General features: G+C 63.4%; 32 protein-coding genes. 26 read left to right on the top strand and 6 right to left on the bottom strand.

What is annotated here, in order from left to right; translation table 11 throughout:
• Positions 1-10 precede the first annotated feature (10 nt).
• The 8 genes from nrdR to P9272_RS18060 all read left to right on the top strand — a co-directional run bounded on the left by nrdR (position 11) and on the right by P9272_RS18060 (position 5,187).
• Entirely contained in the window at positions 11-490 is a 480-nt protein-coding gene (gene nrdR / locus P9272_RS18095) for a transcriptional regulator NrdR (RefSeq protein ID WP_127300410.1), read from the top strand.
• Between the two features lie 2 nt (positions 491-492).
• The gene (ribD, locus tag P9272_RS18090; RefSeq protein ID WP_278161566.1) at positions 493-1,620 is read left to right on the top strand and encodes a bifunctional diaminohydroxyphosphoribosylaminopyrimidine deaminase/5-amino-6-(5-phosphoribosylamino)uracil reductase RibD; all 1,128 of its coding nucleotides are present in this window, start codon (positions 493-495) and stop codon (positions 1,618-1,620) included.
• Positions 1,621-1,681: 61 nt separating this feature from the next.
• On the top strand, positions 1,682-2,299 hold the full coding sequence (locus P9272_RS18085; RefSeq protein ID WP_278161565.1) for a riboflavin synthase: 618 nt from the start codon (positions 1,682-1,684) through the stop codon (positions 2,297-2,299).
• Between the two features lie 70 nt (positions 2,300-2,369).
• Positions 2,370-2,630 carry a ribbon-helix-helix domain-containing protein gene (locus P9272_RS18080; protein ID WP_128260411.1) on the top strand — a complete coding sequence of 87 codons (261 nt, stop codon included), beginning with the start codon at positions 2,370-2,372 and terminating at the stop codon, positions 2,628-2,630.
• Positions 2,630-2,905: a type II toxin-antitoxin system RelE/ParE family toxin gene (locus P9272_RS18075; RefSeq protein ID WP_278161564.1), complete on the top strand. Its 276-nt coding sequence runs from the start codon at positions 2,630-2,632 to the stop codon at positions 2,903-2,905. Before P9272_RS18080 ends, P9272_RS18075 begins: the two co-directional genes overlap by 1 nt.
• A gap of 79 nt (positions 2,906-2,984) precedes the next feature.
• A complete protein-coding gene (locus tag P9272_RS18070; protein ID WP_278161563.1) occupies positions 2,985-3,479 on the top strand; it encodes a 6,7-dimethyl-8-ribityllumazine synthase in 495 nt (164 codons plus the stop codon).
• Positions 3,476-3,970 carry a transcription antitermination factor NusB gene (gene nusB, locus P9272_RS18065; RefSeq protein WP_128260408.1) on the top strand — a complete coding sequence of 165 codons (495 nt, stop codon included), beginning with the start codon at positions 3,476-3,478 and terminating at the stop codon, positions 3,968-3,970. The genes P9272_RS18070 and nusB overlap by 4 nt, the downstream gene beginning before the upstream one ends.
• Positions 3,967-5,187 (top strand): MFS transporter, encoded by a 1,221-nt coding sequence (locus tag P9272_RS18060; protein ID WP_278161562.1) that lies wholly within the window; start codon positions 3,967-3,969, stop codon positions 5,185-5,187. Before nusB ends, P9272_RS18060 begins: the two co-directional genes overlap by 4 nt.
• Before the next feature lie 46 nt (positions 5,188-5,233).
• Here the strand turns inward: P9272_RS18060 and P9272_RS18055 are convergent, their stop codons facing one another.
• Positions 5,234-5,806, bottom strand: coding sequence for an NADPH-dependent FMN reductase (locus tag P9272_RS18055; protein WP_278161560.1), 573 nt, complete (start codon positions 5,804-5,806; stop codon positions 5,234-5,236).
• Between the two features lie 243 nt (positions 5,807-6,049).
• Between P9272_RS18055 and P9272_RS18050 the strand changes: the two genes are divergently transcribed.
• Genes P9272_RS18050 through P9272_RS18035 form a run of 4 tightly spaced genes read left to right on the top strand, consistent with a single transcriptional unit; the run spans position 6,050 to position 9,845 of the window.
• Positions 6,050-6,961: an ABC transporter substrate-binding protein gene (locus P9272_RS18050; RefSeq protein ID WP_278161559.1), complete on the top strand. Its 912-nt coding sequence runs from the start codon at positions 6,050-6,052 to the stop codon at positions 6,959-6,961.
• A gap of 36 nt (positions 6,962-6,997) precedes the next feature.
• The gene (locus tag P9272_RS18045; protein ID WP_278161558.1) at positions 6,998-8,164 is read left to right on the top strand and encodes an ABC transporter permease; all 1,167 of its coding nucleotides are present in this window, start codon (positions 6,998-7,000) and stop codon (positions 8,162-8,164) included.
• Positions 8,161-9,099 (top strand): ABC transporter ATP-binding protein, encoded by a 939-nt coding sequence (locus P9272_RS18040; RefSeq protein WP_278161557.1) that lies wholly within the window; start codon positions 8,161-8,163, stop codon positions 9,097-9,099. The genes P9272_RS18045 and P9272_RS18040 overlap by 4 nt, the downstream gene beginning before the upstream one ends.
• Complete coding sequence (locus P9272_RS18035; protein ID WP_278161556.1) at positions 9,096-9,845, top strand: ABC transporter permease; 750 nt, start codon at positions 9,096-9,098, stop codon at positions 9,843-9,845. Before P9272_RS18040 ends, P9272_RS18035 begins: the two co-directional genes overlap by 4 nt.
• A gap of 47 nt (positions 9,846-9,892) precedes the next feature.
• Here P9272_RS18035 and P9272_RS18030 read toward each other — a convergent pair whose 3' ends face one another.
• Entirely contained in the window at positions 9,893-10,051 is a 159-nt protein-coding gene (locus P9272_RS18030) for a hypothetical protein (RefSeq protein WP_278161555.1), read from the bottom strand.
• A gap of 60 nt (positions 10,052-10,111) precedes the next feature.
• Between P9272_RS18030 and P9272_RS18025 the strand changes: the two genes are divergently transcribed.
• Positions 10,112-12,253 (top strand): sodium-translocating pyrophosphatase, encoded by a 2,142-nt coding sequence (locus P9272_RS18025; RefSeq protein WP_128260402.1) that lies wholly within the window; start codon positions 10,112-10,114, stop codon positions 12,251-12,253.
• Between the two features lie 222 nt (positions 12,254-12,475).
• Here P9272_RS18025 and P9272_RS18020 read toward each other — a convergent pair whose 3' ends face one another.
• Positions 12,476-12,997: an outer membrane protein assembly factor BamE gene (locus P9272_RS18020; protein WP_128260401.1), complete on the bottom strand. Its 522-nt coding sequence runs from the start codon at positions 12,995-12,997 to the stop codon at positions 12,476-12,478.
• Between the two features lie 117 nt (positions 12,998-13,114).
• On the opposite strand from P9272_RS18020, the gene P9272_RS18015 reads away from it, so the two are divergent.
• The 7 genes from P9272_RS18015 (at position 13,115) to P9272_RS17985 (ending at position 17,897) form a co-directional block, all read left to right on the top strand.
• Positions 13,115-13,672: a ubiquinol-cytochrome C chaperone family protein gene (locus P9272_RS18015; RefSeq protein WP_278161554.1), complete on the top strand. Its 558-nt coding sequence runs from the start codon at positions 13,115-13,117 to the stop codon at positions 13,670-13,672.
• Positions 13,669-14,217 (top strand): DUF177 domain-containing protein, encoded by a 549-nt coding sequence (locus tag P9272_RS18010; protein WP_278161553.1) that lies wholly within the window; start codon positions 13,669-13,671, stop codon positions 14,215-14,217. The genes P9272_RS18015 and P9272_RS18010 overlap by 4 nt, the downstream gene beginning before the upstream one ends.
• A 130-nt stretch (positions 14,218-14,347) precedes the next feature.
• Positions 14,348-15,418: a phosphate acyltransferase PlsX gene (gene plsX, locus P9272_RS18005; protein ID WP_278161552.1), complete on the top strand. Its 1,071-nt coding sequence runs from the start codon at positions 14,348-14,350 to the stop codon at positions 15,416-15,418.
• Positions 15,419-15,427: 9 nt separating this feature from the next.
• Positions 15,428-16,399, top strand: coding sequence for a beta-ketoacyl-ACP synthase III (locus P9272_RS18000; protein WP_278161551.1), 972 nt, complete (start codon positions 15,428-15,430; stop codon positions 16,397-16,399).
• Between the two features lie 105 nt (positions 16,400-16,504).
• On the top strand, positions 16,505-16,828 hold the full coding sequence (locus P9272_RS17995) for an integration host factor subunit alpha (protein ID WP_128260451.1): 324 nt from the start codon (positions 16,505-16,507) through the stop codon (positions 16,826-16,828).
• Between the two features lie 132 nt (positions 16,829-16,960).
• A complete protein-coding gene (locus tag P9272_RS17990) occupies positions 16,961-17,500 on the top strand; it encodes a MerR family transcriptional regulator (protein ID WP_042640150.1) in 540 nt (179 codons plus the stop codon).
• Positions 17,501-17,594: 94 nt separating this feature from the next.
• Positions 17,595-17,897, top strand: coding sequence for a hypothetical protein (locus P9272_RS17985; protein WP_278161550.1), 303 nt, complete (start codon positions 17,595-17,597; stop codon positions 17,895-17,897).
• Between the two features lie 66 nt (positions 17,898-17,963).
• On the opposite strand, the gene P9272_RS17980 is transcribed toward P9272_RS17985, so the two are convergent.
• The 3 genes from P9272_RS17980 to P9272_RS17970 all read right to left on the bottom strand — a co-directional run bounded on the left by P9272_RS17980 (position 17,964) and on the right by P9272_RS17970 (position 20,117).
• The gene (locus P9272_RS17980; RefSeq protein ID WP_278161549.1) at positions 17,964-18,965 is read right to left on the bottom strand and encodes an ATP-grasp fold amidoligase family protein; all 1,002 of its coding nucleotides are present in this window, start codon (positions 18,963-18,965) and stop codon (positions 17,964-17,966) included.
• A gap of 118 nt (positions 18,966-19,083) precedes the next feature.
• Positions 19,084-19,287: a hypothetical protein gene (locus tag P9272_RS17975; RefSeq protein ID WP_278161548.1), complete on the bottom strand. Its 204-nt coding sequence runs from the start codon at positions 19,285-19,287 to the stop codon at positions 19,084-19,086.
• A 221-nt stretch (positions 19,288-19,508) separates the two neighbouring features.
• Positions 19,509-20,117 carry a hypothetical protein gene (locus P9272_RS17970; RefSeq protein ID WP_278161547.1) on the bottom strand — a complete coding sequence of 203 codons (609 nt, stop codon included), beginning with the start codon at positions 20,115-20,117 and terminating at the stop codon, positions 19,509-19,511.
• A 296-nt stretch (positions 20,118-20,413) separates the two neighbouring features.
• Here P9272_RS17970 and P9272_RS17965 point away from each other — a divergent pair, with 296 nt between their 5' ends.
• The 6 genes from P9272_RS17965 to P9272_RS17940 form a co-directional block, all read left to right on the top strand.
• A complete protein-coding gene (locus P9272_RS17965; protein ID WP_128260393.1) occupies positions 20,414-20,680 on the top strand; it encodes a helix-turn-helix transcriptional regulator in 267 nt (88 codons plus the stop codon).
• A 153-nt stretch (positions 20,681-20,833) separates the two neighbouring features.
• Positions 20,834-21,292: a YbaK/EbsC family protein gene (locus P9272_RS17960; protein WP_128260392.1), complete on the top strand. Its 459-nt coding sequence runs from the start codon at positions 20,834-20,836 to the stop codon at positions 21,290-21,292.
• 245 nt (positions 21,293-21,537) lie between these two features.
• Positions 21,538-22,866 carry an NAD(P)H-dependent oxidoreductase gene (locus P9272_RS17955; RefSeq protein ID WP_278161546.1) on the top strand — a complete coding sequence of 443 codons (1,329 nt, stop codon included), beginning with the start codon at positions 21,538-21,540 and terminating at the stop codon, positions 22,864-22,866.
• 2 nt (positions 22,867-22,868) lie between these two features.
• A complete protein-coding gene (locus tag P9272_RS17950) occupies positions 22,869-23,897 on the top strand; it encodes a thiamine pyrophosphate-dependent dehydrogenase E1 component subunit alpha (RefSeq protein WP_278161545.1) in 1,029 nt (342 codons plus the stop codon).
• Positions 23,897-24,895: an alpha-ketoacid dehydrogenase subunit beta gene (locus P9272_RS17945; RefSeq protein ID WP_128260389.1), complete on the top strand. Its 999-nt coding sequence runs from the start codon at positions 23,897-23,899 to the stop codon at positions 24,893-24,895. The genes P9272_RS17950 and P9272_RS17945 overlap by 1 nt, the downstream gene beginning before the upstream one ends.
• A 3-nt stretch (positions 24,896-24,898) precedes the next feature.
• Positions 24,899-25,561, top strand: a 663-nt coding sequence (locus P9272_RS17940) for an E3 binding domain-containing protein (RefSeq protein WP_278161544.1), incomplete at its 3' end; no start/stop codon positions are given.

The following is a 25,561-nucleotide window of genomic DNA, read 5'->3' as shown; positions in this document are numbered from 1 at the left end:
AAGGCTCCCTATGCGCTGCCCCTATTGCCAGTCCGAAGATACGCAGGTGAAGGATTCGCGTCCCGCCGAGGATGGCGCGGCGATCCGCAGGCGGCGGGTGTGCCCTGATTGCGGCGGCCGCTTCACCACCTTCGAGCGCGTCCAACTGCGCGACCTCGTCGTCATCAAGAAGTCTGGCCGCAAGGTGCCTTTCGACCGTGACAAGCTGCTGCGCTCCGTCGAGATCGCCGTGCGCAAGCGCAATGTCGATCCCGAGCGCATCGACCGCGCCGTCACCGGCATCGTGCGACAGCTCGAAAGCTCCGGCGAGACCGAGATCGCTTCGGGCGAGGTCGGCCGGCTGGTCATGGAGGCGCTGAAATCGCTGGATGATGTCGCCTATGTGCGCTTCGCCTCGGTCTATCGCAATTTTCGCGAGGCCAAGGATTTTCACGAGCTGCTGGGCGAATTGAAGGGCGACGAGGAAAAGACCGAAGAGGATGCCGGCTGATCATGGCGGGACAGCGACTGGACGAGGCCGCGCAAGGGGCGCTTGATCGCCGGTTCATGGCCGCAGCCATCAGGCTGTCGCGCCGCAATGCCGGCCGCACCTCGACCAACCCTTCCGTCGGCACCATCCTCGTGCGCGACGACGGCGCCGGTCCGATGATTGTCGGCACCGGCGTGACCGCCGTGGGCGGCCGCCCGCATGCCGAGACAGAGGCGCTGGCCGAGGCCGGGGAACTCGCGCGCGGCGCCACGGCCTATGTGACATTGGAGCCTTGCGCCCACCACGGCCGCACGCCGCCTTGCGCCAACGCGCTGGTCAATGCCGGCGTGGCGCGCGTCGTTGGTGCTGCCAGCGATCCCGATCCGCGCGTCTCCGGCAAGGGCTACGCCATCCTGCGCGGCGCCGGTGTCGAGGTGGTGGAGAAGGTGCTGGCAGCCGAAGCCGCCGAGCAGATGGCCGGTTACCTGACTCGCTCTCTGAAGAACCGCCCGGAAGTAACTCTGAAGCTTGCGCTTTCGAGCGACAGCAAGATCGGCCGCAAAGGCGCCGGCCAGGTCGCCATCACCGGCGAGATCGCGCGGCGCGACGTCTATCTGATGCGCGCCGAGTCCGACGCCATCCTGGTCGGCATCGGCACCGTGCTCGAGGACGACCCGGCTCTGACCGTGCGACTGCCGGGACTGGAGAACCGCTCGCCGGCGCGCATCATCCTCGATCGGCAGATCCGGTTGCCGGAGACGTCCAAGCTGGTTTGCGGCGTCGACCGCGTACCTCTCTATGTCGCCGCATGTCTGGAAGCCGACCCGCATCGGCGCGCCGCGCTCGAACGCGCCGGCGTGCGCTTTATCGGCACCGAAACACATGACGGCGTCGTCGCCCTGCCGGAATTACTGGAAGACCTTGCCGCGCTTGGCATGGCAAGCGTTTTGGTCGAAGGCGGCGCCAAGGTGGCCAAGGCCTTTCTCGAGGAAGACCTGGTCGACCGCATCGTTCTGTTCCAGGGGCCGGACGCCATCGGCGAAGATGGTATTGCATCGCCGATTGACGCCGACCATATCCCGGCTGGATTTCATAAACTACGCGACATGCGCTTCGGCGAGGACAGCTACGCCGAGTGGGTGAGACCATGAGCCCAAAACGTGGCGACCGGTTTTTGGATTAGATCATGGTCAAAACGAAAGAAACTCTCTGATGTTTACTGGGATTGTCACGGACGTCGGCACTGTTGCAACGGTGAAGCCGTTGGCTGAGGGCGTCGGCCTGCGCATCGAGACGGCCTATGATCCCAAAACGATCGCCATCGGCGCTTCGATTTCCTGCGGTGGCGTCTGCCTGACTGTCACGGCGCTCCCCGAACATGGCTCGAACGCGCGTTGGTTCGAGGTGGAGGCCTGGGAAGAAGCGCTCAGGCTGACCACCGCGTCGAGCTGGAAATCCGGCACCCGGATCAATCTGGAAAGAGCGCTGAAGATTGGCGACGAGCTCGGCGGCCACATCGTCTCCGGCCATGTCGACGGCATGGCCGAGATCATCGAGCGCAAGGAGGAGGGCGATGCCGTGCGCTTCACGCTAGAAGCGCCGCGCCATCTGGCGAAGTTCATCGCGCCGAAGGGCTCGGTCGCGCTCGACGGCACATCGCTCACCGTCAACAAGGTCGAAAGCACCCGCTTCGACGTGCTGCTCATCCATCACTCGCTGAGCGTCACCACCTGGGGCGAGCGCCAGGCCGGTGACCGCGTGAACATCGAAATTGACACCATGGCCCGCTACGCCGCGCGCCTGGCCGAGGCGGCGAAGGAAGGGCTTTGAGGCAAGGCTCAAAGCTTTTCTCGACTTAGTCAGATTCAATCATTATGATTAAACCTGATTGCGAGGTTATATGGACACCAAGGTCATCACCGCTCACGTTCCTTTGCCACTCGCTGAAAAAGTGGACCAACTTGCTGCGCGTTTGGAGCGTCCGCGCGGCTGGATCGTCAAACAAGCCCTTTCGGCTTGGGTCGATCTGGAGGAAGAGCGCCACAAGCTCACGCTTGAGGCACTAGCTGACGTGGACGCTGGTCGGGTTATAGACCACCAAGCGGTCCAAGCCTGGGCTGACAGCCTTGGAACTGAAAACCCATTGCCGGTGCCGCGTTGATGGAATTGAAGTGGACCAGCAAGGCATTGTCCGATCTGGTCAGGCTTCATGATTTTCTCGCGCCAGCTAATAGCCAAGCCGCTGCACGCGTGGTGCAGTCGCTCACCGCGGCGCCGAAACGGTTGATCGAATATCCGCGCATCGGTGAGAAACTGGAACAGTACGAGTCGCGTGAGGTGCGTCGCATTTTAGTAGGCAACTACGAAATTCGGTACGAAATCCAGAACACCACAATTTTGGTGCTGCGTCTGTGGCATGCCAGAGAGGATCGATAGGACGATCATCTCTGCCAATCTTCCGCTTGCGATCAACTCCGCTTCGGCCTAAGTCACCGGCAACCCCCCGGAGACTTCTATGGCAGGCACATCCCAACACGGCAAAGCGTTCATTCGGCCGAAGGCGAAGGCGCATCTGCTCATCGTCGAAGCGCGTTTTCACGACGATCTCGCCGACGCGCTGCTCGAAGGCGCGACCGGCGCGCTGGACGAGGCAGGCGCCACCTATGACGTGGTGACGGTTCCCGGCTCGCTGGAGATACCGGCCGTCATCACCTTCGCGCTCGACGGCGCCGCCGAGGGCGGCACGCATTATGATGGCTTCGTAGCGCTCGGCACCATCATCCGCGGCGATACGTATCATTTCGACATCGTCGCCAATGAATCGAGCCGCGCGCTGATGGACCTTTCGGTGCAGGAGGCGATCGCGATCGGCAACGGTATACTGACCACCGAGAACGACGCGCAGGCATGGACGCGCGCGAAGAAGACCGAGGGCGACAAGGGTGGCTTCGCCGCGCGCGCGGCGCTGACCATGATCGCGCTCAAAGAGAAATTCGGAGCCCAATCGTGACCGAGCCTGCCTCGACCGGAGCGGTCCGCCACGCAAACAAGCGCGGCGCCGCCCGTCTTGCCGCCGTCCAGGCGCTTTATCAGATGGATGTGGCCGGCAGCGGCGTCTTCGAGATCACGGCCGAATACGAGGCCTTCCGCCTTGGCAAGGAAGTCGACGGCGCGCTCTATCGCGAGGCGGACGCGCAATGGTTCCGCGCCATCCTGACCGGCGTCGTCGAGAACCAGAAGACCATCGACCCCGTCATCCGCCAGGCCCTGACCGAGGACTGGCCATTGTCGCGGCTGGATTCGACGCTGCGTGCCATCCTTCGTGCCGGCGTCTACGAATTGATGAAGCGCGAGGACGTGCCGGTGGCCGTCATCGTCTCTGAATATGTCGATATCGCCAAAGCCTTCTACGAAGAGGACGAGCCGAAGCTGGTGAATGCGGTTCTCGATCGCGTCTCGCGCCGGGTTCGCGGCGAGGGGCGCGGTAAGGACGCTCCGTGACAATCGCGACGGCGGCGGTCGTCGAGGCCGGCAGGGAAGGGCGCCGCACAGCCGTCCTGCTTGCCGCCGCGCAGGCAATCGTCGGTTCGGCTGCTCCGATCGCGATTTCGCTTGGCGCGCTAGCCGGTCAATACCTGCTCGGTCCGGACAAGTCGCTGGCGACGGCGCCAATCACCGGCTTCAATCTCGGCGTGGCGCTCGGAGCATTGCCGGCCGCCGCCATCATCCGAAGCCTCGGCTATCGCGGCGGTTTCATGACCGGCACGATCGTCACTGCGTTAGGCGGCCTGATCGCAACGCTCGCCCTCTTCAAAGCTAGTTTTTGGCTGTTCGCCTTCGGCCTCTGCGTCATCGGCGTCGGCGGCGCCTTCGTGCAGCAGTTCCGCTTCGCCGCCGCCGACAACGCGCCGCCCCAATTCAAGGCGCGAGCAATCTCCTTCGTGCTGGCGGGCGGCATCGTAACCGCCATCCTCGGGCCGCAGATCGTCATTTATACCCGCGAACTGCTGGCTCCGGTAATGTTCGCGGGATCCTTCGCTTCGATCCTGCCGCTTGCGGCGGTTGGTGCGCTTATCCTGTCGTTCCTGCGTGTGTCTTCAACGACCAACACCGTCACTGAAACCGCTGCAAGCGATGCCAGGCCGTTGGCTGAAATCGTCACCCAGCCGCGTTTCGTCGCAGCACTTTTCTGCACTGTCGGCAGCTACGCTCTGATGAGCTTCGTCATGACCGGCGCGCCGCTCGCCATGGTCGGCTGCGGCCTGTCGGAGGACGATGCGACGCTCGGCATTTCCTGGCACGTCATGGCCATGTTCGGGCCGAGCTTCTTTACCGGCGCGCTGATCCATCGCTTCGGCGCCGAAAGCATCGTGGCCACTGGCCTCGTGCTCCTGATCGGCTGCGCCACGGTGGCGCTTTCCGGGTTGCACCTGTGGCAATTCTGGACGGCGCTGATCCTGCTCGGGCTTGGCTGGAACTTCGGCTTCATCGGCGCCACGGCCATGGTCGCGGCAAGCTACCGCTCCTCCGAGAAGAGCAAGGTGCAAGGGTTCCACGACTTCGTCCTGTTCGGCTCTGTCGCGTTCTCCTCGCTCATGTCAGGCGCGATCTACAATGCATGGGGCTGGACGATGCTGAACTGGGTCGTCTTCCCGGTTGTCGCGCTTTGCTTCGTCGCGCTCGGCACGTTGAGGATCATCGGCCCACGCAAAGTGTGAAGAAGGTGCCAAGGCCATCCCGGCGACAAGTCCGAAACGACCGGCGTCAGGCATCCGGCGGCAGCACCTGCAGGACCCGCGCGATGAACATGTGGAACTCGCCCATGTAGTTGCGCAGGAATGTTTCGGTCGACTCCACGGTCACTTCGCCATCGTCGGTGATCAATCCCGGGGTGAACTGAATATAGGCTTCGGGAGAGTTCATCTGCGGCGCGTTGCAGAAGCTGAGCACGCTGCGCAGGCTCTGCTGGGCGACCGCCGTTGCGATGGCGCCGGGCGACGTCCCGATGACCGCAGTCGGTTTGCGGGCGAAAGAGTTCTTGCCGTAAGGACGGCTCGCCCAGTCGATTGCGTTCTTCAAGCCGCCGGGGATCGAGCGGTTGTATTCCGGCGTGACGAAAAGCACTGCCTGGACGGACGCGATGGCCTTCTTGAACTCCAGGGCAACCGGCGGAAAGTTCGCGTCATAATCGTAACTATAGAGCGGCAGGTCCTTGAAGGGGATCTCCGTCACTTCAAGTTCGGGGGGCGCGAGTTTGACGAGGGCCTTCGCAAGCTTGCGGTTGATCGAGCCCTTGGCAAGGCTGCCGATGAGGTAGCCGACCTTATGCTTGGCCATGACACACTCCTTTTTTGGCCGCCGACCCGCCTAGCCTAATATTCCCCAGAACAGGGCAGGCCGCCAGCCGACCTTTAGGTCGGGCATTGCCATGTTGGAGTGTGGCCAGGGCATTCGTCCGGGCCGAACAAAAATTATTGCGTGTATCCCCTTAGTTATGAAACCGTATGCCCCGACTGGCCGTTGAACCCGTGCTCATATGCGGCCACCGATCAATCGGTTCATTGCAAGGGATTTTTCACAATGTTTTCAGTTAGAAAGCTCGCCTTCGCGGCGATGGCGCTCGGCATCGCGACAGCTTCGGCAAATGCGCAGGTTGTGGTGTCTTCCAAGATCGACACGGAAGGCGGCGTGCTGGGCAACATTATTCAACTCGTGCTCAACGCCAACAACATCAAGACCACCGACCGCATTCAGCTCGGCGCGACCCCTGTCGTGCGCAAAGCGATCACCGCCGGCGAGATCGACATCTATCCAGAATATACGGGCAATGCTGCCTTCTTCTTCCAGCAGGCCGACGATCCGGTCTGGAAGGACGCCGCCAAGGCCTATGAAACCGCCAAAAAGCTCGACTATGACGCCAACAAGATCGTCTGGCTGTCGCCATCGCCGGCCAACAACACTTGGGCGATCGCGCTGCGCAAGGAAGTGGCTGACGAGAACAAGCTCGCCACGCTGACGGACTTCGGCAAGTATGTCGCCGGCGGCGGCAAGGTTGTGCTCGCGGCTTCGGCCGAGTTCGTCAATTCGGCGGCGGCACTCCCCGCCTTCCAGACGACCTACGGCTTCACGCTCAAGCCGGACCAGTTGATCACGCTCTCCGGCGGCGACACCGCGGCGACCATCGCCGCCGCCGCCAACCAGACCAACGGCGCCAACGCCGCCATGGTCTATGGCACCGACGGCGGCATCCAGCCCTCCGGCCTCGTCGTGCTTGAGGACGACAAGGGCGTGCAGCCGGTCTACCAACCCGCCCCGATCATCCGCGAAGAAGTCCTGAAGCAGCATCCCGAAATCGAGGCGCTGCTGAAGCCGGTCTTCGCCAAGCTTGATCTCGTCACACTGCAGGACCTCAATGGCCGCGTGCAGCTGGGCGGCGAACCTGCGAAGGGCGTGGCTGAGGATTTCCTGAAGAAGAACGGCTTCCTGAAGTAGGGTGGACACGGCGCGCTGGCTCGGGTGGGGACGATCGTGATCATCCGCCTCGACAAGCTCGGCGTCGTGATCGCCGCGATCGTCGCCTACGCTGCCCTGGCGGCTCCCTTTGCCACGTTCCGCGCCAACCGCATCGTGCCGGGGCAGGCGCGTTCGATTATCGAAGCATTGCCGCCGACACTTGGCACGCTGCTGCTGGCGATCGTGATCGCGGGGGCCGTCATTGCCCTGCTCAGGACGACGCTGATCCTCAGGCTGGCCGCCAGCATCATCGTGCTGGTCGCCCTTGCGATCCTCATCGGCGTCGCCGGAGGTTTCCTGACCCCCGCCGGCAACACCTTCGCCCGCGTTTCACCGGCCTCCGGTTTCTGGCTGCTGATCTTTGCCTTCACCTTGCTTCTCGCTGACGTGCTAACCAGGCTGAACCTTTCGCCCTGGGCGCGCGTCGGCGTGCTGGTGCTTGCCGCTTTGGCCATCGCGGCGCTGCTTGTCTCGGGGAGCTGGGACAGCCTCTCCATCCTCAAGGAATATGCCAGCCGCGCCGACAGTTTCTGGGCGGAGGCTTCCAAGCACTTTAGCTTGGCGCTTGGCTCGCTGGCCGGCGCGGTGATCGTCGGCATACCGCTCGGCATCCTTTGCCACCGCGTCGACAAACTGCGGGCTGGCGTGCTCAATGTGCTCAACGTCATCCAGACCATTCCATCGATCGCGCTGTTCGGCCTGCTGATCGCACCGCTCGGCTGGGTCGCCCTCCACGTGCCGGGCGCTGCTGCGATCGGCATCAGGGGCATCGGCACCGCGCCGGCCTTTGTCGCGCTTTTCCTCTATTCGCTGCTGCCGGTGGTGGCGAATACGGTGGTTGGGCTGGCTGGTGTACCCCGCGCGGCAAACGACGCCGCGCGCGGCATGGGCATGACCGACCGCCAGCGACTGTTCGACGTCGAGTTCCCGCTCGCGTTTCCGGTGATCCTTACCGGCATCCGCATCGTGCTGGTGCAGAATATCGGCCTTGCCACCATTGCCGCGCTGATCGGCGGCGGCGGCTTCGGCGTGTTCGTTTTCCAGGGCGTCGGCCAGACGGCAATGGATCTGGTGCTGCTCGGCGCGCTGCCCACTGTGGCATTGGCCTTTGCGGCTGCCATTATCCTCGATGCGGTGATCGAGATGACCGCCACCAAGCGCAGGGTAGTTGAAACGGCATGATCGAGATCGAACGCATCACCAAGCGCTATAATGAGACCACGGTGGTCGACGATGTTTCGATGGTCATCGAACCCCGGACCATCGCCACCATCGTCGGCACGTCGGGATCAGGCAAGACGACGCTGCTCAGGATGATCAACCGGTTGGTTGAGCCGACCTTCGGCGTCATCAAGCTCGACGGCGCCGACAACCGCTCCGTGCCCGGTTATCGGCTGCGCCGCAGCATCGGCTATGCCATCCAAGGGCACGGCCTGTTTCCGCATCGCACGGTGGCGCAGAACATTGCCACCGTGCCGTTGCTGCTCGGCTGGGACAGGGATCGCATCGAGGCTCGCGTCGACGAGTTGCTGACGCTCTACCAACTGGAGCCCCAGGCCTATGGCCCGCGTTACCCGCACGAGCTTTCCGGCGGCCAGCAGCAGCGCGTCGGCGTCGCGCGTGCCTTGGCCGCCGAGCCGAACGTGCTTTTGATGGACGAGCCTTTCGGCGCGCTGGATCCGATCATCCGCACCAAGGCGCAGGAAGATCTGCTGGCGATCCAGAAACGTTTCGGCACCACCATCATCCTCGTCACCCACGACATGGAAGAGGCGGTGCATATGGGGGACAAGATCGCCGTGATGGATGCCGGCAAGCTGGTGCAATACGCCAAGCCTGCCGAGATTCTCGCGAGACCCGCAAGCGGCTTCGTCGAGACACTGGTCGGCGCCAGCGAGAGGCCGTTCCGGCTGCTCTCGCTTGGCCATGTGCGAGACGCCGTGGAGCCGGGTAGCGCGGAGGGGGAGGCGATCCCCGGTGACGCCACGCAGCGCGACGCGCTGGCCGAGCTACTGTGGTCGGGCCGCCCCGCGCTGCCGGTGAAGGACGCCGACGGCAAGCTGCTCGGCCGCGTCACCATCGAAGGCTTGGTGAAACGCGCGGCGAGGCCGCAATGAAAGCCTGGCTGCCTGCGCTGTTGAGACTGGCTGTCCTGGCGCTGCTGGTGATTTTCGTCACCAGCCCCGGCTGGTTTGAGCCGCTGTTGAAACCGCTGACGGAGAACGGCGCGCCGGCTATCTACAACCAGGGCAGCCTGCTGGCGCTGACCCTGCAGCACCTGCGGATCGTCCTGGTCGCGACGGTCGCGGCAACGATCGTCGCCGTGGCTTTAGCTATCCTGGTCACCAGGCCCGCAGGCGCCGAATTCCTGCCCTTGTCGCGCAGCCTGGTCAATATCGGCCAGACCTTTCCGCCGGTTGCCGTGCTGGCGCTTGCCGTGCCGGCCGTCGGTTTTGGCGAGAAGCCGACGCTTATAGCACTTTTCCTTTACGGCCTGCTGCCGATCTTCGAGAACGCGCTGACGGCGCTGACCACGCTGCCTGGGAACGTGATGGAAGCGGCGAGCGGCGCCGGCATGACCGGCTGGCAAAGACTGATGAAGGTCGAGCTACCGCTCAGCGCCCCGGTGATCCTGGGCGGCATCCGGCTTTCGGTCGTCATCAGCCTCGCCACCGCGACGATCGGCTCGACCGTTGCGGCCAAGACGCTCGGCGAGGTGATCATCGCGGGGCTGATCTCAAACAATCTCGCCTTCGTTCTGCAGGGTGGCCTGATAGTGGCAGCGCTCGCGGTGCTGATCTATGACGGCCTGTCGGCGATCGAGCGCTACGCCGCGCGGCGCATGGGGCAGGGGGCGGAATAGCCGATGCGGGAGGGCTGGCGGGCAGGTTGCCCTGTGATGCCGTTGCGTCATTTCAATCGATCTAATTTCCCGATCACGCTGGCATAACAAATCCCCCCTTCTTCTTTTGGGCGAAAGCCTAGCAAAAACCGAACAATATCTTGACGTTCCAAGCCCTGTTTCGCATACACCCCAACCAAGGGGTGGATTCCGCGCGCGGCATCCATCTCCGTTCCAACGGCCCAGGGAGGGGTTCTTTTGGGCCAACAATCGAGGAAAATCCGGCAATGACCATCATTACCGCCGTCATCGCCTGCGGCTTGCTGTCAGTTCTGTACGCCATCTGGGCTACACGCTCGGTCCTTGCGTCCGATCAGGGCAATCAGCGCATGCAGGAAATCTCCGCCGCCATCCGAGAGGGTGCCCAGGCCTATCTGGCGCGCCAGTACACCACCATCGCCGTTGTGGGCATCGTCGTGCTCCTGCTTGCCTGGTGGCTACTTTCGATCACCTCCGCGATCGGTTTCCTGATCGGCGCCGTGCTTTCGGGCGCCGCCGGCTTCATCGGCATGCATGTCTCGGTGCGCGCCAATGTTCGGACCGCGCAGGCGGCCTCGAACAGCCTCGCCGCCGGCCTCGACATCGCCTTCAAGTCCGGCGCCATCACTGGCCTGCTGGTCGCTGGCCTGGCGCTGCTCGGCGTCTCGATCTACTACGCCATCCTGACCGGCCCGATGGGTCTCCAGCCGAATGACCGCGTCGTCATCGACTCGCTGGTCTCGCTCGGCTTCGGCGCTTCGCTGATCTCGATCTTCGCCCGTCTCGGCGGCGGCATCTTCACCAAGGGCGCGGATGTCGGCGGCGACCTCGTCGGCAAGGTCGAGGCTGGCATTCCCGAAGATGATCCACGCAACCCGGCTACCATCGCCGACAATGTCGGCGACAATGTCGGCGACTGCGCCGGCATGGCCGCCGACCTTTTCGAGACCTATGCGGTGACCGTCGTCGCCACCATGGTTCTGGCCGCCATATTCTTCGGCGGTACAGCCGCGCTGGGCGCGGCCATGCTCTATCCGCTCGCCATCTGCGGCGCCTGCATCCTGACCTCGATCGTCGGCACCTTCTTCGTCAAGCTCGGTTCCAACGGCTCGATCATGGGCGCTCTCTACAAGGGCCTGATCGTCACCGGCCTGCTTTCGATCGTGGGTCTTGCCGCCGCGACCTCCGCTACAGTCGGTTGGGGCGAGGTCGGCGCCGTCGCCGGCATCGCCATCATCGGCAAGAACCTGTTCATCTGCGGCCTGATCGGTCTGCTGGTGACCGGTTTGATCGTGGTGATCACCGAATACTACACCGGCACCAACAAGCGTCCGGTGAACTCGATCGCCCAGGCTTCGGTGACCGGCCACGGCACCAACGTGATCCAGGGTCTTGCCGTTTCGCTGGAATCGACGGCGCTGCCGGCCATCGTCATCGTCGGCGGCATCATCGCCACCTACCAGCTCGGAGGCCTGTTTGGCACCGCGATCGCCGTCACCACCATGCTTGGCCTCGCAGGCATGATCGTGGCGCTCGACGCCTTCGGCCCGGTCACCGACAATGCCGGCGGCATTGCCGAAATGGCCGGCCTGCCCAAGGAAGTGCGCCACTCCACCGACGCGCTCGACGCGGTAGGCAACACCACCAAGGCGGTGACCAAGGGCTATGCCATCGGCTCGGCCGGCCTCGGCGCGCTTGTGCTGTTCGCGGCCTACTCGAACGACCTGAAGTTCTTTGCCGCCAACGGCGACAAGTACCGCTACTTCCAGGGCATGGGCGACGTCTCCTTCGACCTCTCCAACCCCTATGTCGTCGCCGGCCTGATCTTCGGCGGCCTGATCCCTTATCTGTTCGGCGGCATCGCCATGACCGCCGTCGGTCGCGCCGCCGGCTCCATCGTCGAGGAAGTGCGCAAGCAGTTCCGCGAGGACAAGGGCATCATGGCCGGCACCTCGAAGCCGAACTATGCGCGCGCCGTCGACATCCTGACCAGGGCGGCGATCAGGGAAATGATCGTCCCGTCGCTGCTGCCGGTGCTGGCGCCGCTCGTCGTCTATTTCGGCGTGCTGCTGATCTCGGGCTCCAAGGCCTCGGCCTTCGCGGCGCTCGGCGCCTCGCTGCTCGGCGTCATCGTCAACGGTCTCTTCGTCGCCATCTCGATGACCTCCGGTGGCGGCGCCTGGGACAACGCAAAGAAGTCGTTCGAGGACGGTTTCACCGACAAGGACGGCGTCAAGCACCTGAAGGGCTCGGACGCGCACAAGGCCTCGGTCACCGGCGACACCGTCGGCGACCCCTACAAGGACACCGCCGGCCCGGCCGTCAATCCGGCGATCAAGATCACCAACATCGTCGCGCTGCTTCTTCTCGCCGTGCTCGCGCACGGCTGATCGCGGCGGCTATTCCAGGACAAAGCCCGCGGGAGCGATCCCGCGGGCTTTGTTTTTTCGCATGACATCCTTCATGCATTCCGTTGCTTGGTGGGGCACTCAGTTTGCTTCGGGCCCCGCTGCCACGGCGGAAGGGGCCTGCTACGCGTCGATGTCGGGCTCTCGCACAAAACCCGCCGGCGAGGCGGCGGGTGCTGATTATTCTTCGAGCCGTCGATGGAGTTACGGCGTGCCGCCGCCACCGCCGGGGACGCCGGGTGCCAGCTTGCTGGCGCCGTTGATGACCTGGCTCAGGAAGTTCTGGTCCTTGCCGCCGGTCGGTGTCGTCCTGGAGATGAAGTCGAAGATCTTGCCATCCTTCAGGCCGTAGTTGGCGATCTGCGTAACGCGACCGTCAGCTCCGAAATACACCGCGAGCACATGCTGGTCGATGATATGCGGGTTGTCGAAGGCGACGTAGCGCTTGCGCGTCTGCGAGATGTAGTAGAAGGCCTCGTTGTCGAAGGTCGCCGTCGTCGACGGCGTGCCCAGCGCCAGCAGCACCTGTTCACGGCTCGATCCGACCGGCACCGAATCGATTGCCTGCTGGTCGATGACGTAGCCTTTCGTCAGCGTCTCGCTTGGATGGAGATCGCCGAACATCTTGGACGAATTGCAGGCGGAAAGCGCTGATACGACCATCAGCAGTGAAGCCACGCCCACCGGGGCTGGCGCAAGAAACGACTTGAATTTCAGCGCACCCAACAACAATTCTCCATCACATCCCCGCAACTTGCGCTGGGCCGCAAAACCGGTAAACCAGCTTGCATGCCGATGCAACAAGGCCAAATCAAACAACAGGTCCCCGGGAGACCGCCCTCAATGTTCCAGCGCCTTTTTGGCCGCGAACGCAATGCCAACCGCGCTATCACCGACGCGCTCTACGCACAAATCGTGGCGGCGGCGCGGCAAACGGTGTTTTATTCGGACTGGAATGTGCCGGATACGCCGCTTGGCCGCTTCGAGATGCTGTCGCTGCATATCTATCTCGTCCAGCACCGGCTGCATGGCGAGCAAGGCGTGGCGGCCGAGGTCGCGCAAGTGCTGATCGACGAGTTCTTCCTCGACGTCGATCATTCGCTGCGCGAACTTGGAATAGGCGATGTCGGCGTGCCCAAGCGCATGAAGAAGCTGGCAAGGATGTTCTACGGCCGCACGGCCGCCTATGATGGTGCCCTCCGGGAAAACGACCGGGTGGCGCTGGCGGCGGCGCTTGCCCGCAATGTCAGGCCGGACGCGGGCCGCTGGCCGCAGGCGTCGCTGCTGGCGGACTATGTCTGCGAGGCGTCGCAAAAGCTGGCCGCGCAGCCGACCGAATCGCTTGCCGCCGGCATGGTCGCGTTTCCGGTCGCAGGGGCCGCTTCAAGGAGGCCAGCATGAAAGACGCTGAATCGCGCAGCCCGGTGTCCTTTGTCGCCAATGTCGCGCGGCTGCCGCAAAGGGGCCTGCCTGTCCTGGTCGAGGCCGATCAGCGCCAGCGCGAAGCACTTGCCACCGAATATGACCTGCTTTCGGTCGAAAGCTACCGCGCCGAACTGCTTGTTGCTTCATGGAAGCGCAATGGCGTCAAGGTTACGGGCCGTGTCGAGGCCGACATCACGCAGGCCTGCATCGTCACGCTGGAGCCGGTAAGCGCGCATATAGACGAGCCGGTCGAGGCTCTGTTCCTGCCCGAGCAGTCGAAGCTTGGACGTGAGGGTTTCGAAGGCGGCGGCGAGATCATTCTCGACGCCGACGGACCCGACAGCCCGGAAACATTCTCCGGCGACACGATCGATGTCGGTGCGCTGGCCGAACAGTTCTTCGGCCTGGCGATCGATCCCTATCCGCGCAAGCCGGGAGCCTCGCTCGACGTCGCCGGCGACGATCAGCCCGAGGAAAGCGAATTCCAGAAGAAGCTGCGTTCGCTGCTTGGAAAATCCTGACAGTGGTCCGGATTTTGGAAAAGTTGGTTGTGCGCAGGCACAAAACCGCTATTTTCGCCGAACCTTCGCGAGCCCCTTTACCTCGGCAGGCGTCCGCCGCTAGCCAGGCAAACCGTGAGAAAAACACCGAGTGATCAGGATTTCCATCGATGCCATGGGCGGCGATCACGGACCCAGCGTGGTCATCCCGGCGCTGATGACGGTCGTCATCCGCCGCCCCGACATCCGCTTCGTCATCTATGGCCGCGAGGACGTGGTGCGTCCCGAACTCGCCAAGTTCCCGAAACTCGCCGAAGTAAGCGAGTTCGTCCACTGCGAGATCGCCGTGCGCATGGACGATAAGCCGAGCCAGGCGCTGCGCCACGGCCGCTGGAAGTCCTCGATGTGGAAGGCCGTCGAGGCGGTGAAGAGCGGCGTCGCACAGGCCTGCATCTCGGCCGGCAACACCGGCGCGCTGATGGCGATGTCGAAATTCTGCCTGCGCACGATGGCCACCATCGACCGCCCCGCGATCGCGGCGCTCTGGCCGACGACGCGCGGCGAAAGTGTCGTGCTCGATGTCGGCGCCACCATCGGCGCGGACGCGCATCAGCTGATCGATTTCGCCATTCTGGGCACCGGCATGGCGCGCTCGGTGTTCGGCATCGAGCGGCCGAGCGTCGGCCTGCTCAATGTCGGCGTCGAGGAGATCAAGGGCCAGGAAGAGGTCAAGGAGGCCGGGCGCATGCTGCGCGAGGCCAACATGGCCTCGATGAATTACCGCGGCTTCGTCGAAGGCGATGACATCGGCAAGGGCACGGTCGACGTGGTGGTCACCGAGGGCTTTGCCGGCAATATCGCGCTCAAGACCGCCGAGGGCACGGCAAGGCAGATCGCCGGCTATCTTCGCGCCGCCATGAGCCGTACGCTCATGGCCAAGATCGGCTACGTCTTCGCCAAGGGCGCCTTCGACCGGCTGCGTGAGAAGATGGATGTCGGCCGCTCGAATGGCGGCGTCTTTCTGGGCTTGAACGGCATCGTGGTGAAAAGCCATGGCGGCGCCGATTCGGATGGCTTCGCTGCGGCTATTGAGCTCGGCTACGATATGGTGCGCAACAATCTGCTTGACCGGATCGAGGCCGACCTCGATCTGTTCCATGCGCGCAATCCGAACGCCCAGGCAAACAGGAAATCCGGTGTCTCCGCCGACGCCGAGGAATAGGAACGGACCTTGATCAGATCAGTCGTGCGCGGCAATGGTGCCGCGCTCCCCCGCCGCATTATGAAGAATGCCGACTTCGAAGGCATGGTCGAGACCTCCGACGAGTGGATCGTCCAGCGCACCGGCATCCGCCAGCGCCATGTCGCGGCCGATGACGAGACGACGGCCTCGTTGGGCGAGGCAGCGGCGCGCGCCGCGCTCGACAGCGCGGGTATGACGCCAGCCGATATCGACCTCATCATCCTGGCGACTTCGACGCCCAACAACACGTTCCCGGCAACCGCCGTCGAGATCCAGAACAGGCTCGGCATGCATCACGGCTTTGCCTTCGACATGCAGGCGGTGTGCTCGGGCTTCGTCTATGCCGTCGCCACCGCTGACCTTTACATACGCGGCGGCTTGGCCAGGCGTGTCCTGGTGATCGGCTCGGAGACATTCTCGCGCATCCTCGATTGGAACGACCGCTCGACCTGCGTGCTGTTCGGCGACGGCGCCGGAGCGCTTGTTCTCGAAGCCCAAGAGGGTGCCGGTGCGATCACCGACCGCGGCGTGCTGGCGGCGAGCCTGCGCTCCGATGGCGCGCATAAGGACAAGCTGTTCGTCGACGGCGGAGCTTCGACGACGGGAACCGTCGGCCATCTCAGGATGGAAGGTCGCGAGGTGTTCAAGCATGCCGTCGGCATGATCACCGATGTCATCGAAGCGACCTTCGGCGAGGCCGGCATAACGGCGCAGGACCTCGACTGGTTCGTGCCGCATCAGGCCAATAAACGAATTATTGACGCTTCCGCCAGGAAGCTCGGGATAGCCGAGGAGAAAGTTGTGGTCACCGTGGATTTACACGGTAACACCTCGGCTGCCTCGGTGCCGCTGGCTCTCTCGGTGGCCGTCGCCGACGGCCGCATCAAGAGGGGCGATCTTGTGCTTCTCGAGGCGATGGGTGGAGGCTTCACATGGGGCGCGGTATTGCTCCGCTGGTAAGTGCCGAACGCGCCGGTTCGGTCCTTGACCTTGCCGGATCAATTACTTAGGCTCTGTCTTTGGCTGTATCGATTTACATTTTCTGCGAGCAGATGGGACGGTCGCATGGGGGGAAAGACACTGACGCGTGCCGACCTTGCTGAAGCCGTTTATCGGAAGGTTGGTCTGTCGCGGACTGAATCGGCGGAACTCGTCGAAGCTGTGCTGGACGAAATCTGCGAAGCCATCGTTCGGGGCGAGACGGTCAAACTTTCGTCTTTTGCCACCTTCCACGTCCGCTCCAAGAACGAGCGCATCGGCCGCAATCCCAAGACCGGCGAGGAAGTGCCCATCCTGCCGCGCCGGGTGATGACGTTTAAATCGTCGAATGTGCTCAAGAGCCGGATTCTGCGTTCGCACCAGACCAGCAAAGGCAAAGGCGGCAAGTAGTTTGCTGGCGAATGCGGTTGAAAACCGCCGGCCGTTTTGACGCTGGGCTTGAATATCCTTTCATAAATCGCTGAAATAAGGCGCGATTCGGCATCATGCGCCGGGTCGTGGTCCAGTGTGGAGGATTGGCCCATGGACAAGAGCCCCGATGCATTCCGCACCATCAGCGAAGTCGCGGAAGATCTCGACCTGCCGCAGCACGTGCTGCGTTTCTGGGAGACACGCTTCACCCAGATCAAGCCGATGAAGCGCGGCGGCGGGCGTCGCTACTACCGGCCGCAGGATGTTGAACTGATCAAGGGCATCCGGCACATGCTTTATGATCAGGGTTATACGATCAAAGGCGTGCAGAAGCTGTTGCGCGAGAACGGCAACCATTTTCTGGTCGCCATCGGCAATGGAGACATGGCCGCCGTGGAGGCGATCGCCCAGCGCCGTCAGGCCGAGCAGGTACCGCTGACGGCGGCCGCGCAGCCGCGCGGCGACGAGGATGCGCTCGTGGGCCAGCCGAAGGTGAAGCCCAGTCGGCGTTTCTTCGGCCTTGGCAAAAGCGACGACGAAGGTCCGGTGCAACCGGACGCTTCAAAATTGTCGCGTGACAATCGCGCCCTGCTGCAGGAGGCGCTGTTCGACTTGCTGGAATGCAAGCGCCTGCTTGACCAGGTACGTTGAACGGGCATCATTCCACGTGATGCCGCGCGGTCGGGCCGCCGGAACTGGCCTGTCGTCCGTGCGTTAGGCCTTCTCGAAGAGAAGGACAATCAGCATGGCATCGTTTTCGAGCCTCTCCGACCTCGACATCGAGAAGCAGGTCGCTACGCTTACGCGGCAATTGAACGACCTTAAGAAGGTTTTGGCCAGGCGCGGTGACGCCTATTACGAGGATGGCCGCGAGGCGGCCTCAGACTATTATTCTCAGCTATACGATCGACTTCACGAGGCGCTGCCTGCAATAAGGCGCAGGGGCAGGGTGATTGAGCGGACGGCGCGCGACCATCCGGCGACGACCGCCGCCGTCGGACTTTTGGTGGTGGGACTGCTTGCCGGCCTTTTGATCAGCCGCCGCTGATCGATGAACGCGATTTGAAACAGAAATGGGCGGCCGTCCAGCACGACCGCCATTCCCGTCATTGGGCTATGCGCGGTCAGTCAGGCGCGCATTTGTTTTCGTGTTGCGCGCGCCGCATCTGGCACGCAGCGCCTCGGCATAGAGGCGGCTTACACCGCGATGCCGTCGCCGGATATAGGCCGAGTCTTCGAGCCGCCAAAACCGTTCGAGCCGCTCGGCGATCTCAGGATTGGTCCAGGTGCCGTAGCCGGCGGCGGAATAGATGCATATCTCGCCCGAATACAGGCCCTTATCCGTTACCAGGAAATCGACCCTGGCATGATCGAGGTCGCCGGCGATACGCGGCGCCAGCGCTATCGCCTGCCGGACAAAGTCGAGCAGTGCGGGACTGACAGGCAGGGACTGATCCTCCCGCGGATAGTCGGGATCGCGTCCGGGTAACGGACGGCCGTCGCCGTCGAACAGGTGCGAGCGCGCGGCGAGCTTGTCTTCGGCCCAAACGTGACTGATGTCGCCGCTGCAGACATGAACCTTGATGTCGGTGGCGATCAAACCGCCGCTGAGTTTCAGCTGCTCCTCGACGAAAACGACGGGGGTGATAGGCCAATACGCCCATTCGCCGCTGCGTCGTCCGAACCGTTTCTTGAGCCACCGCTTTGTCTTGCGCATGATCTCCGCACGCTCGGGCCGGCCGCCGGAAACGAATATGTTCATCTCGCAGCCATGATTGGTTTTGACGACGACCTGGCCGGCAAGCAGTTCCGCCGGGAGGTCTTCGGGGTGCCGGCCGGACCATAGTGTTTTGGGTATCGGCAACTCAGGGCAGGCGGCGCGGATATAGGCTTTCGCCGCCAGCTTGTCGGTCAGCGTCACGAAGAGCGGATTACGGTCGACGATCTTCCGCCACAGCATCAGTTCGTTGTAGCGCGAGGGAGCGGCGGGATTCGGCAGATAGCCGAGCCTCATGGCGAAGCGGGCAACAAGAGCCGGATGACGAAGCGTCAGTACAGTTCGCGCGACCATCAGAACCAAGCGGTGTCTGGCCGGCAGGTCGGCGTAGTTTCCCATCAGACGCGGTCCGGGCGGCGTTTCGGCATCACCGGATGCTTAATGAGAAGAGACTCCGAAGGGAAGGCAGGTCGCTCGAACAACGAAGGCCTGCCCTCCCGTCGGCGAGAAGGAAGGATCAGGCCTTCTTCGGAGCCATCTTCTTGTGGTGGTGACGATGATGGTGGCGATAGAAATGATGGTGGACGCGGTGATGCCTGCGATGATGATGACGATGATGCTTCGTCATCGGAGCCGCATCAGCGCTCGTGGCACCGAGGATCGGCATGGTGAAGGCCAGGGCCAGAGCCAGCCCGAGCGCAGAGAGGAGTGACTTCTTCATGACTTCGTTTCCTTACGCGGGCGTTCCGAGATTCACCGGACCAATCGGTGACCCAAGCCCCGCGAGCCGGACTATCCTCTTGGTTTTTTTCGCCAATTTTTCCCAAGTGTAGATTTTTGTTTCTCGAATGTTTCCGAGGATCCTCATGCTCGCGCGTGCCCGGCGTTGGGCGGTCTCCGGAAATCGGGAGTGCGAACGGGCCGGATGAAGTCCGCCCGGCTTCACATGGGCGGCGCGACGCCGTGATTCCCGACCACGACCCGGTTCGCCACGAGCTTGCGATCGCCACCTCGCTTGGCGTTGACGAACACCGCGGCGCCCGGCGTCAGATCCGCCGGCGTAGCCGTGGCGAATGTCACGATCGGTGTCGTCTGCGGGATGGCGATCTGCTTCTTCTGGCCGTTGTCATAGGTGAGCGTGACCGTGCGGCCTTCGATTTCGGTGACGTCGGCAACGGTACCGTTGGTCATACGGCTGTTGGGCTGCAGATCCCAGTCGCGGTCGCCTTCTCCCGTGCCCTTCAGCGCCGCGGGAAAGATCACGACTTCCAGCGCCCCGCTACCGCCATCGGCTTTCGAAATCGAGGCGATGCCCAGGAAATCGCCTTGCTTGATATCGGCGGCCGAAGCCTTGGCGACGCCCGAAATCTTCCAGCCGTCGGCAAGCGTGATCGCATCGGTCTTGCCGTCGCGGTCCTTCACCGTCAGCGTCGATCCGGCAACGCCGACAACAGTGCCTCGAACACGCGCGGCATCCGCCGCCCAAGCTTCCGCCGCGCCAATGACGATCGAGACGACGCCGAGCACAATTGCGAATAATTTCAAAATCATCACATCAGATCCTTTCGTGAGATGGCCGCCGCCCCTGTCGGCTGCCGACGACAGCAAGCTAACGAACCGAGCCGTCGAAAATGCCGGCGCATCCGGTCGCGAGACCTTCAAAAGAACTTGATTGAGCGCCGCGCCTTCTTACATGTGTCGAGCCTGGTGGCATTCGGCTGGGCGCCGCTTCACGATGGCGTGACGCCGCATCGGTGCTCTTGGCAAATCATTCGTTAACGAGCATTCTCCCGCCCGTCTCAGGCAACACCATTTCATCAGACCCTGTTTCATCCCAAGGAGTTGCCATGCCCAACACCGCACGAAACGCTGTTTCCAACGACATCATTGCCGCGCCCGGCCTCAATCCATTGAAAGCTGCTCGCGAAACCAGGGGATACACGATCGAGGAACTCTCTTTGACCTGCGGTCTGGCCGTGGGCGAGATCGTCGACATCGAGGACGGCAAGGACGCCGATCCCGCCAAGCTCCGGCGCATCGCTACCGCGCTGCAGATGCCGGAAGAGGAATTGATCACGGTGACGGACGCCGAGAACCGGCCCACGCATCAGTAGAGGCGCGAAAAGCGTCCCATTCGAGCCCGCCGAGATTTCGCCCGGCGGGCTTTTTGATGCCTGAAGGACGGAAGCGCTGGCTCTTGCCAACACTGGTTTAGCCGTGCGAATCGCCGACCACTGCTATCCGACAGACCTGACGAGGGGGTCACCATGAGCTTGGAATCGGTTCGCGCCTTCTTTGCGCGGCATGCGCCCGACATCGAGGTCATCGTCACCGAGGCCAGTTCGGCAACCGTGGCGCTGGCGGCGGAAGCCCATGGGGTGACGCCGGCGCAGATCGCCAAGACGATCTGTCTGCGCGTCGGGGACGAGACCATGCTGGTCGTCACCAGTGGCGTCGCCAGGCTCGACAACCGCAAGTTCAAGGACAGGATGGGCGGCAAGCCGCGCATGCTTGGCGCAGAGGAGGTGCTTGCGGCCACCAGCCATCCGCCGGGTGGCGTCTGTCCGTTTGGCCTGCCGGCGCCGCTTCCCGTCTATTGCGATCTGTCGCTCAAGTCCTTCGACGATGTCGTCCCCGCTGCCGGCGCCACCAATGCCGCGGTGCGCATCGGGCCGCAGCGCATGGCCGATCTGGTCGGCGCCATATGGGTCGACGTTTGCCAGTAACAATTACCGCCTAGATATCTCCCTGTGGTCCGTCGAGCGGCCTTGGCCGGCATTCGGCCGCAGTCGCTCGCTCGCATTCGGTTTGATGCGGCGCTCATTGTCCATGCCTTTCGCGGCCGCGCGTCGACCAATCCGAAAAGTGTCGACTAGCGCCCAAGGACGTGGACATTAGTCTTGACAGAAATACAGATGTTCAATACCGGTCAAGCTACCAAACAGCATGCTATATGGGAGGAATAAGCGGTATGGCTTCCAATATCTCGTTGACGGGCCTAGCCCGGGATCTCGAGGAACGCGGCAAGTCCGGCAAGCCTATCCGCATCGGCCTGATTGGCTCCGGCGAAATGGGCACCGATATCGTCACCCGCGTCGCCCATATGTCCGGTATCGAGATCGGTGCCATCTCCGAATTGAACCTTCCCGCGGCCAGCAAGGCCGTCGATATTGCTTTCCAGGAAACCGGACACGCGCGGGAGGTATCGAACGCGTCGGCAATGACCGCTGCCATGGAGGCAGGCAAGATCGCCATCACTAACGATTCCAGCCTTGTCATCGGCAACGACCTCATCGACGTCGTGATCGACGCGACCGGCGTCCCGGCCGTCGGCGCCGAGATCGGCCTGCGCGCCATGGAGCATGGCAAGCACCTGGTGATGATGAATGTCGAGGCTGACGTCACCATCGGCGCCTATCTCAAGGCCGAGGCCGACCGGCTCGGCGTGACCTATTCGCTGGGCGCCGGCGACGAGCCGTCTTCCTGCATGGAACTGATCGAGTTCGTGTCCGCCATGGGCCACCCGATCGTTGCCGCGGGCAAGGGCAAGAACAACCCGCTCAACATCGACGCCACGCCTCCGGACTATGAGGAGGAGGCGAAGCGCCGGCACATGAACGTGCGCATGCTGGTCGAATTCGTCGATGGCTCCAAGACCATGGTCGAGATGGCGGCGATCGCCAATGCGACCGGGCTGGTCCCTGACAAGCCCGGCATGCACGGCCCATCGGCCACGCTCGCCGAATTGTCGAAGGTGCTGGTGCCTCAGAAGGACGGCGGCGTGTTGTCGAAGGTGGGCGTCGTCGACTATTCGATCGGCAAGGGCGTCGCTCCCGGCGTCTTCGTCGTCGCCGACATGTCGCATCCGCGAATCTCGGAGCGCATGGAAGACCTGAAGATGGGCAAGGGCCCGTACTTCACCTTCCATCGCCCCTATCACCTCACTTCGCTGGAAGTGCCGCTGACCTGCGCCCGCGTCGTGCTCTACGGCAAGGCCGACATGGTGCCGCTGGCAAAACCGGTCGCCGAGGTCTGTGCCGTCGCCAAGAAGGACCTGAAGCCCGGCGATAAACTCGATGCCATCGGCGAATATTGCTATCGCGCCTGGATCATGACGGCTCCTGAAGCCCGCGCGGCGCGCGCCATCCCTTGCGGCCTGCTGCAGGGCGGCTCGGTCACCGCGCCCATCGAGAAGGGCGAGCTCATCACCTATGCCAATGCGGCGCCCGCGCCGGGCTCGAAGATCGCCGAACTGCGCGCCCGCCAGGACAAGCTCGTTTACGGGACCGTGGAGGCGTGATCATGGCCGGAGCCAGCAAAGCCGTCGTGGATAGCCGGGCCAACCTCCCTTTCATCTATCGCCAGTACAGCCCCGAGCAGCTCAGACAGGTGCTTCACACGATGTATCTCATCCGCCGTTTCGAAGAGGGCGCGGAAGAGTGTTACATGCGCGGCCTCATCCACGGCACCATGCACCTGTCGATCGGCCAGGAAGCGAGCGCCATGGGCATCTGCATGCCGCTCGCCGAGGATGACCAGATCACCTCGACGCATCGCGGTCACGGTCATTGCATCGCCAAGGGCGCGGAGGTCAGCCGCATGTTCGCGGAGTTCTTCGGCAAGACCACCGGCTACTGCAAGGGCAGGGGCGGCTCCATGCACATCGCCGATGTCGCCAAGGGCAATCTAGGGGCCAACGGCATCGTTGCCGGCGGCATTCCGATCGCCGTCGGCGCGGCGCTTTCGTCCAAGATGATGAAGACCGGCAAGGTGGTCGTCTCCTTCTTCGGCGACGGCGCCAACAATGAAGGCGCCTTCCACGAGGCGCTGAACATGGCGGCGATCTGGAAGCTGCCGGTGATCTTCGTGTGTGAGAACAACGGCTACGGCATGTCGACCTCGACGGCGCGTTCCACCGCAGTGAAGAACATCGCCGAGCGCGCGGCCGCCTATTCGATGCCTGGCGTGATCGTCAACGGCAATATCTTCTCCGAGGTCGCCGAGGCGTCCTTCAAGGCAGTCGAGCGGGCGCGCGCGGGCGAGGGGCCGACGCTGATCGAGTCCAAGACCTACCGCCACCGCGGTCATTCCAAGAGCGACCGCAACCGTTACCGCACCAAGGAAGAGATCGAGGATTGGATGGCGAACCGCGATCCGATCACGCTCTTCGAGACCGAGCTGCGCGATTTCGGCTTCATTGACGACCGGGGCATCCAGGCGATCCGCGACGCGGTCGCCAAGGAGATCGCCGATGGCATCGAGTTCGCCAAGGCGAGCCCGGCGCCTGAGATCGCCACCCTTGGGAATTATGTTTACACGGAGCAAGCGTGATGGACGCTGCGGTGCGTGAACTGAGCTACGCCCAGGCGATTCAGGAAGCCATGGCGATCGCGATGGACATGGACGACCGCGTCTTCCTGATGGGCGAGGACATCGGCGTCTATGGCGGTGCCTTCCAGGTGACCGGCGACCTGGTCGAGCGCTACGGCACCGACCGGGTGATCGACACGCCGATCTCCGAACTGGGCGGTGCCGGCGTCGCGGTGGGCGCGGCCGTCACCGGCATGCGGCCGATCTTCGAATTCCAGTTCTCGGATTTCGCCACGCTCGGCATGGAGCAGATCGTCAACCAGGCGGCCAAGATGCGCTTCATGCTGGGCGGCGAGGTTTCGGTTCCAGTGGTGATGCGTTTCCCGGCCGGGTCCGGCACGGGTGCCGCCGCGCAGCACAGCCAGAGCCTCGAAGCGTGGCTCGGCCATGTACCTGGCCTCAAGGTGATCCAGCCGGCGACGCCGCACGATGCCAAGGGGATGTTGCTCGCCGCCGTTGCCGATCCGGATCCGGTCATGATCTTCGAGCACAAGCTGCTCTACAAGATGAAGGGCCATGTGCCGGAAGGCCACTACACGGTCCCGATCGGCAAGGCCGAGGTCCGCCGCGAGGGCCGCGACCTCACCATCGTCGCGACATCGGTCATGGTGCATAAGGCACTCGACGCCGCGTCCGCGCTGGAAGGCGAGGGCATCGACATCGAGGTGGTCGACCTGCGCACCATCCGGCCGATCGACAGGCAGACAATCATCGACAGCGTGAAGAAAACCTCGCGCCTGCTCTGCGTCTACGAGGCGGTGAAGACGCTCGGCATCGGCGCGGAAGTGAGCGCTCTTGTCGCCGAAAGCGAGGCCTTCGATTATCTCGATGCGCCGATCGTGCGGCTGGGCGGCGCCGAGACGCCGATCCCCTACAATCCGGACCTTGAAAAGGCGACGGTGCCGCAGGTTCCAGACATCATCGCCGCCGCGCGCGACCTCGTGAAAGGGGTCCGCTGAGCGATGCCGACAGAAGTCATTCTTCCCAAGGTCGACATGGACATGGCGACCGGCCAGATCTCGCGCTGGTTCGCTGAAGAGGGAGCCAAGGTCAAGAAGGGCGATGTGCTCTTCGAGATCGAGACCGACAAGGCGGCGATGGAGATTGACGCGCCGGCCAGCGGCACTCTGCGCGATGTCACCGGCAAGGAGCGCGTCGACATTCCCGTCGGTGAGCCCGTCGCGTGGATTTATGCCGATGATGAGCTCTATGACGTCAAGCAGGGTGAGGCGCAAATCTCTCCCCTCGTGGGGGAGCTGTCGGCGCGGCCGACAGAGGGAGGCGCTGTCTCGCCAAAGTCTCGTTCCTTCGCGCCCCCCTCTGCCCTGCCGGGCATCTCCCTCACAAGGGGGGAGATTGGCCAATTGCAGGGCGCGCGCGCAACGCCGCTGGCGCGCCGCTTGGCTCGCGAAGCCGGTCTTAAGATAGCCGAAATACAAGGCAGCGGGCCGCGCGGCCGCGTCGTGCGAGCCGACGTTGAGGCCGCAGTCGCCGCGAAAGGTCTGACCACCCTTGTTCAGCCGACCGCCGAGATTCCGGTCGAAGTCTCGTCCGTTCCGGCGCCCGCGTCCAAGCCGATGTCGGACGATCAGGTGCTGAAGCTGTTCGCGGAAGGCTCCTACGAG

Source organism: Mesorhizobium sp. WSM4976 (genome assembly GCF_029625685.1).
Classification (GTDB): Bacteria; Pseudomonadota; Alphaproteobacteria; order Rhizobiales; family Rhizobiaceae; genus Mesorhizobium.
The sequence above is the reverse complement of the archived record's forward strand: the minus strand, read 5'-3'. Positions and strand labels throughout refer to the sequence as shown.

Bases quoted from the DNA above. Each gene is read 5' to 3' on its own strand.
- nrdR (WP_127300410.1), top strand. From the start codon at position 11: ATGCGCTGCCCCTATTGCCAGTCCGAAGATACGCAGGTGAAGGATTCG.
- ribD (WP_278161566.1), top strand. From the start codon at position 493: ATGGCGGGACAGCGACTGGACGAGGCCGCGCAAGGGGCGCTTGATCGC.
- P9272_RS18085 (WP_278161565.1), top strand. From the start codon at position 1,682: ATGTTTACTGGGATTGTCACGGACGTCGGCACTGTTGCAACGGTGAAG.
- P9272_RS18080 (WP_128260411.1), top strand. From the start codon at position 2,370: ATGGACACCAAGGTCATCACCGCTCACGTTCCTTTGCCACTCGCTGAA.
- P9272_RS18075 (WP_278161564.1), top strand. From the start codon at position 2,630: ATGGAATTGAAGTGGACCAGCAAGGCATTGTCCGATCTGGTCAGGCTT.
- P9272_RS18070 (WP_278161563.1), top strand. From the start codon at position 2,985: ATGGCAGGCACATCCCAACACGGCAAAGCGTTCATTCGGCCGAAGGCG.
- P9272_RS18055 (WP_278161560.1), bottom strand. From the start codon at position 5,806: ATGGCCAAGCATAAGGTCGGCTACCTCATCGGCAGCCTTGCCAAGGGC.
- P9272_RS18050 (WP_278161559.1), top strand. From the start codon at position 6,050: ATGTTTTCAGTTAGAAAGCTCGCCTTCGCGGCGATGGCGCTCGGCATC.
- P9272_RS18040 (WP_278161557.1), top strand. From the start codon at position 8,161: ATGATCGAGATCGAACGCATCACCAAGCGCTATAATGAGACCACGGTG.
- P9272_RS18035 (WP_278161556.1), top strand. From the start codon at position 9,096: ATGAAAGCCTGGCTGCCTGCGCTGTTGAGACTGGCTGTCCTGGCGCTG.
- P9272_RS18030 (WP_278161555.1), bottom strand. From the start codon at position 10,051: ATGGATGCCGCGCGCGGAATCCACCCCTTGGTTGGGGTGTATGCGAAA.
- P9272_RS18025 (WP_128260402.1), top strand. From the start codon at position 10,112: ATGACCATCATTACCGCCGTCATCGCCTGCGGCTTGCTGTCAGTTCTG.
- P9272_RS18015 (WP_278161554.1), top strand. From the start codon at position 13,115: ATGTTCCAGCGCCTTTTTGGCCGCGAACGCAATGCCAACCGCGCTATC.
- P9272_RS18010 (WP_278161553.1), top strand. From the start codon at position 13,669: ATGAAAGACGCTGAATCGCGCAGCCCGGTGTCCTTTGTCGCCAATGTC.
- P9272_RS17995 (WP_128260451.1), top strand. From the start codon at position 16,505: ATGGGGGGAAAGACACTGACGCGTGCCGACCTTGCTGAAGCCGTTTAT.
- P9272_RS17990 (WP_042640150.1), top strand. From the start codon at position 16,961: ATGGACAAGAGCCCCGATGCATTCCGCACCATCAGCGAAGTCGCGGAA.
- P9272_RS17985 (WP_278161550.1), top strand. From the start codon at position 17,595: ATGGCATCGTTTTCGAGCCTCTCCGACCTCGACATCGAGAAGCAGGTC.
- P9272_RS17980 (WP_278161549.1), bottom strand. From the start codon at position 18,965: ATGGGAAACTACGCCGACCTGCCGGCCAGACACCGCTTGGTTCTGATG.
- P9272_RS17975 (WP_278161548.1), bottom strand. From the start codon at position 19,287: ATGAAGAAGTCACTCCTCTCTGCGCTCGGGCTGGCTCTGGCCCTGGCC.
- P9272_RS17970 (WP_278161547.1), bottom strand. From the start codon at position 20,117: ATGATTTTGAAATTATTCGCAATTGTGCTCGGCGTCGTCTCGATCGTC.
- P9272_RS17965 (WP_128260393.1), top strand. From the start codon at position 20,414: ATGCCCAACACCGCACGAAACGCTGTTTCCAACGACATCATTGCCGCG.
- P9272_RS17960 (WP_128260392.1), top strand. From the start codon at position 20,834: ATGAGCTTGGAATCGGTTCGCGCCTTCTTTGCGCGGCATGCGCCCGAC.
- P9272_RS17955 (WP_278161546.1), top strand. From the start codon at position 21,538: ATGGCTTCCAATATCTCGTTGACGGGCCTAGCCCGGGATCTCGAGGAA.
- P9272_RS17950 (WP_278161545.1), top strand. From the start codon at position 22,869: ATGGCCGGAGCCAGCAAAGCCGTCGTGGATAGCCGGGCCAACCTCCCT.
- P9272_RS17945 (WP_128260389.1), top strand. From the start codon at position 23,897: ATGGACGCTGCGGTGCGTGAACTGAGCTACGCCCAGGCGATTCAGGAA.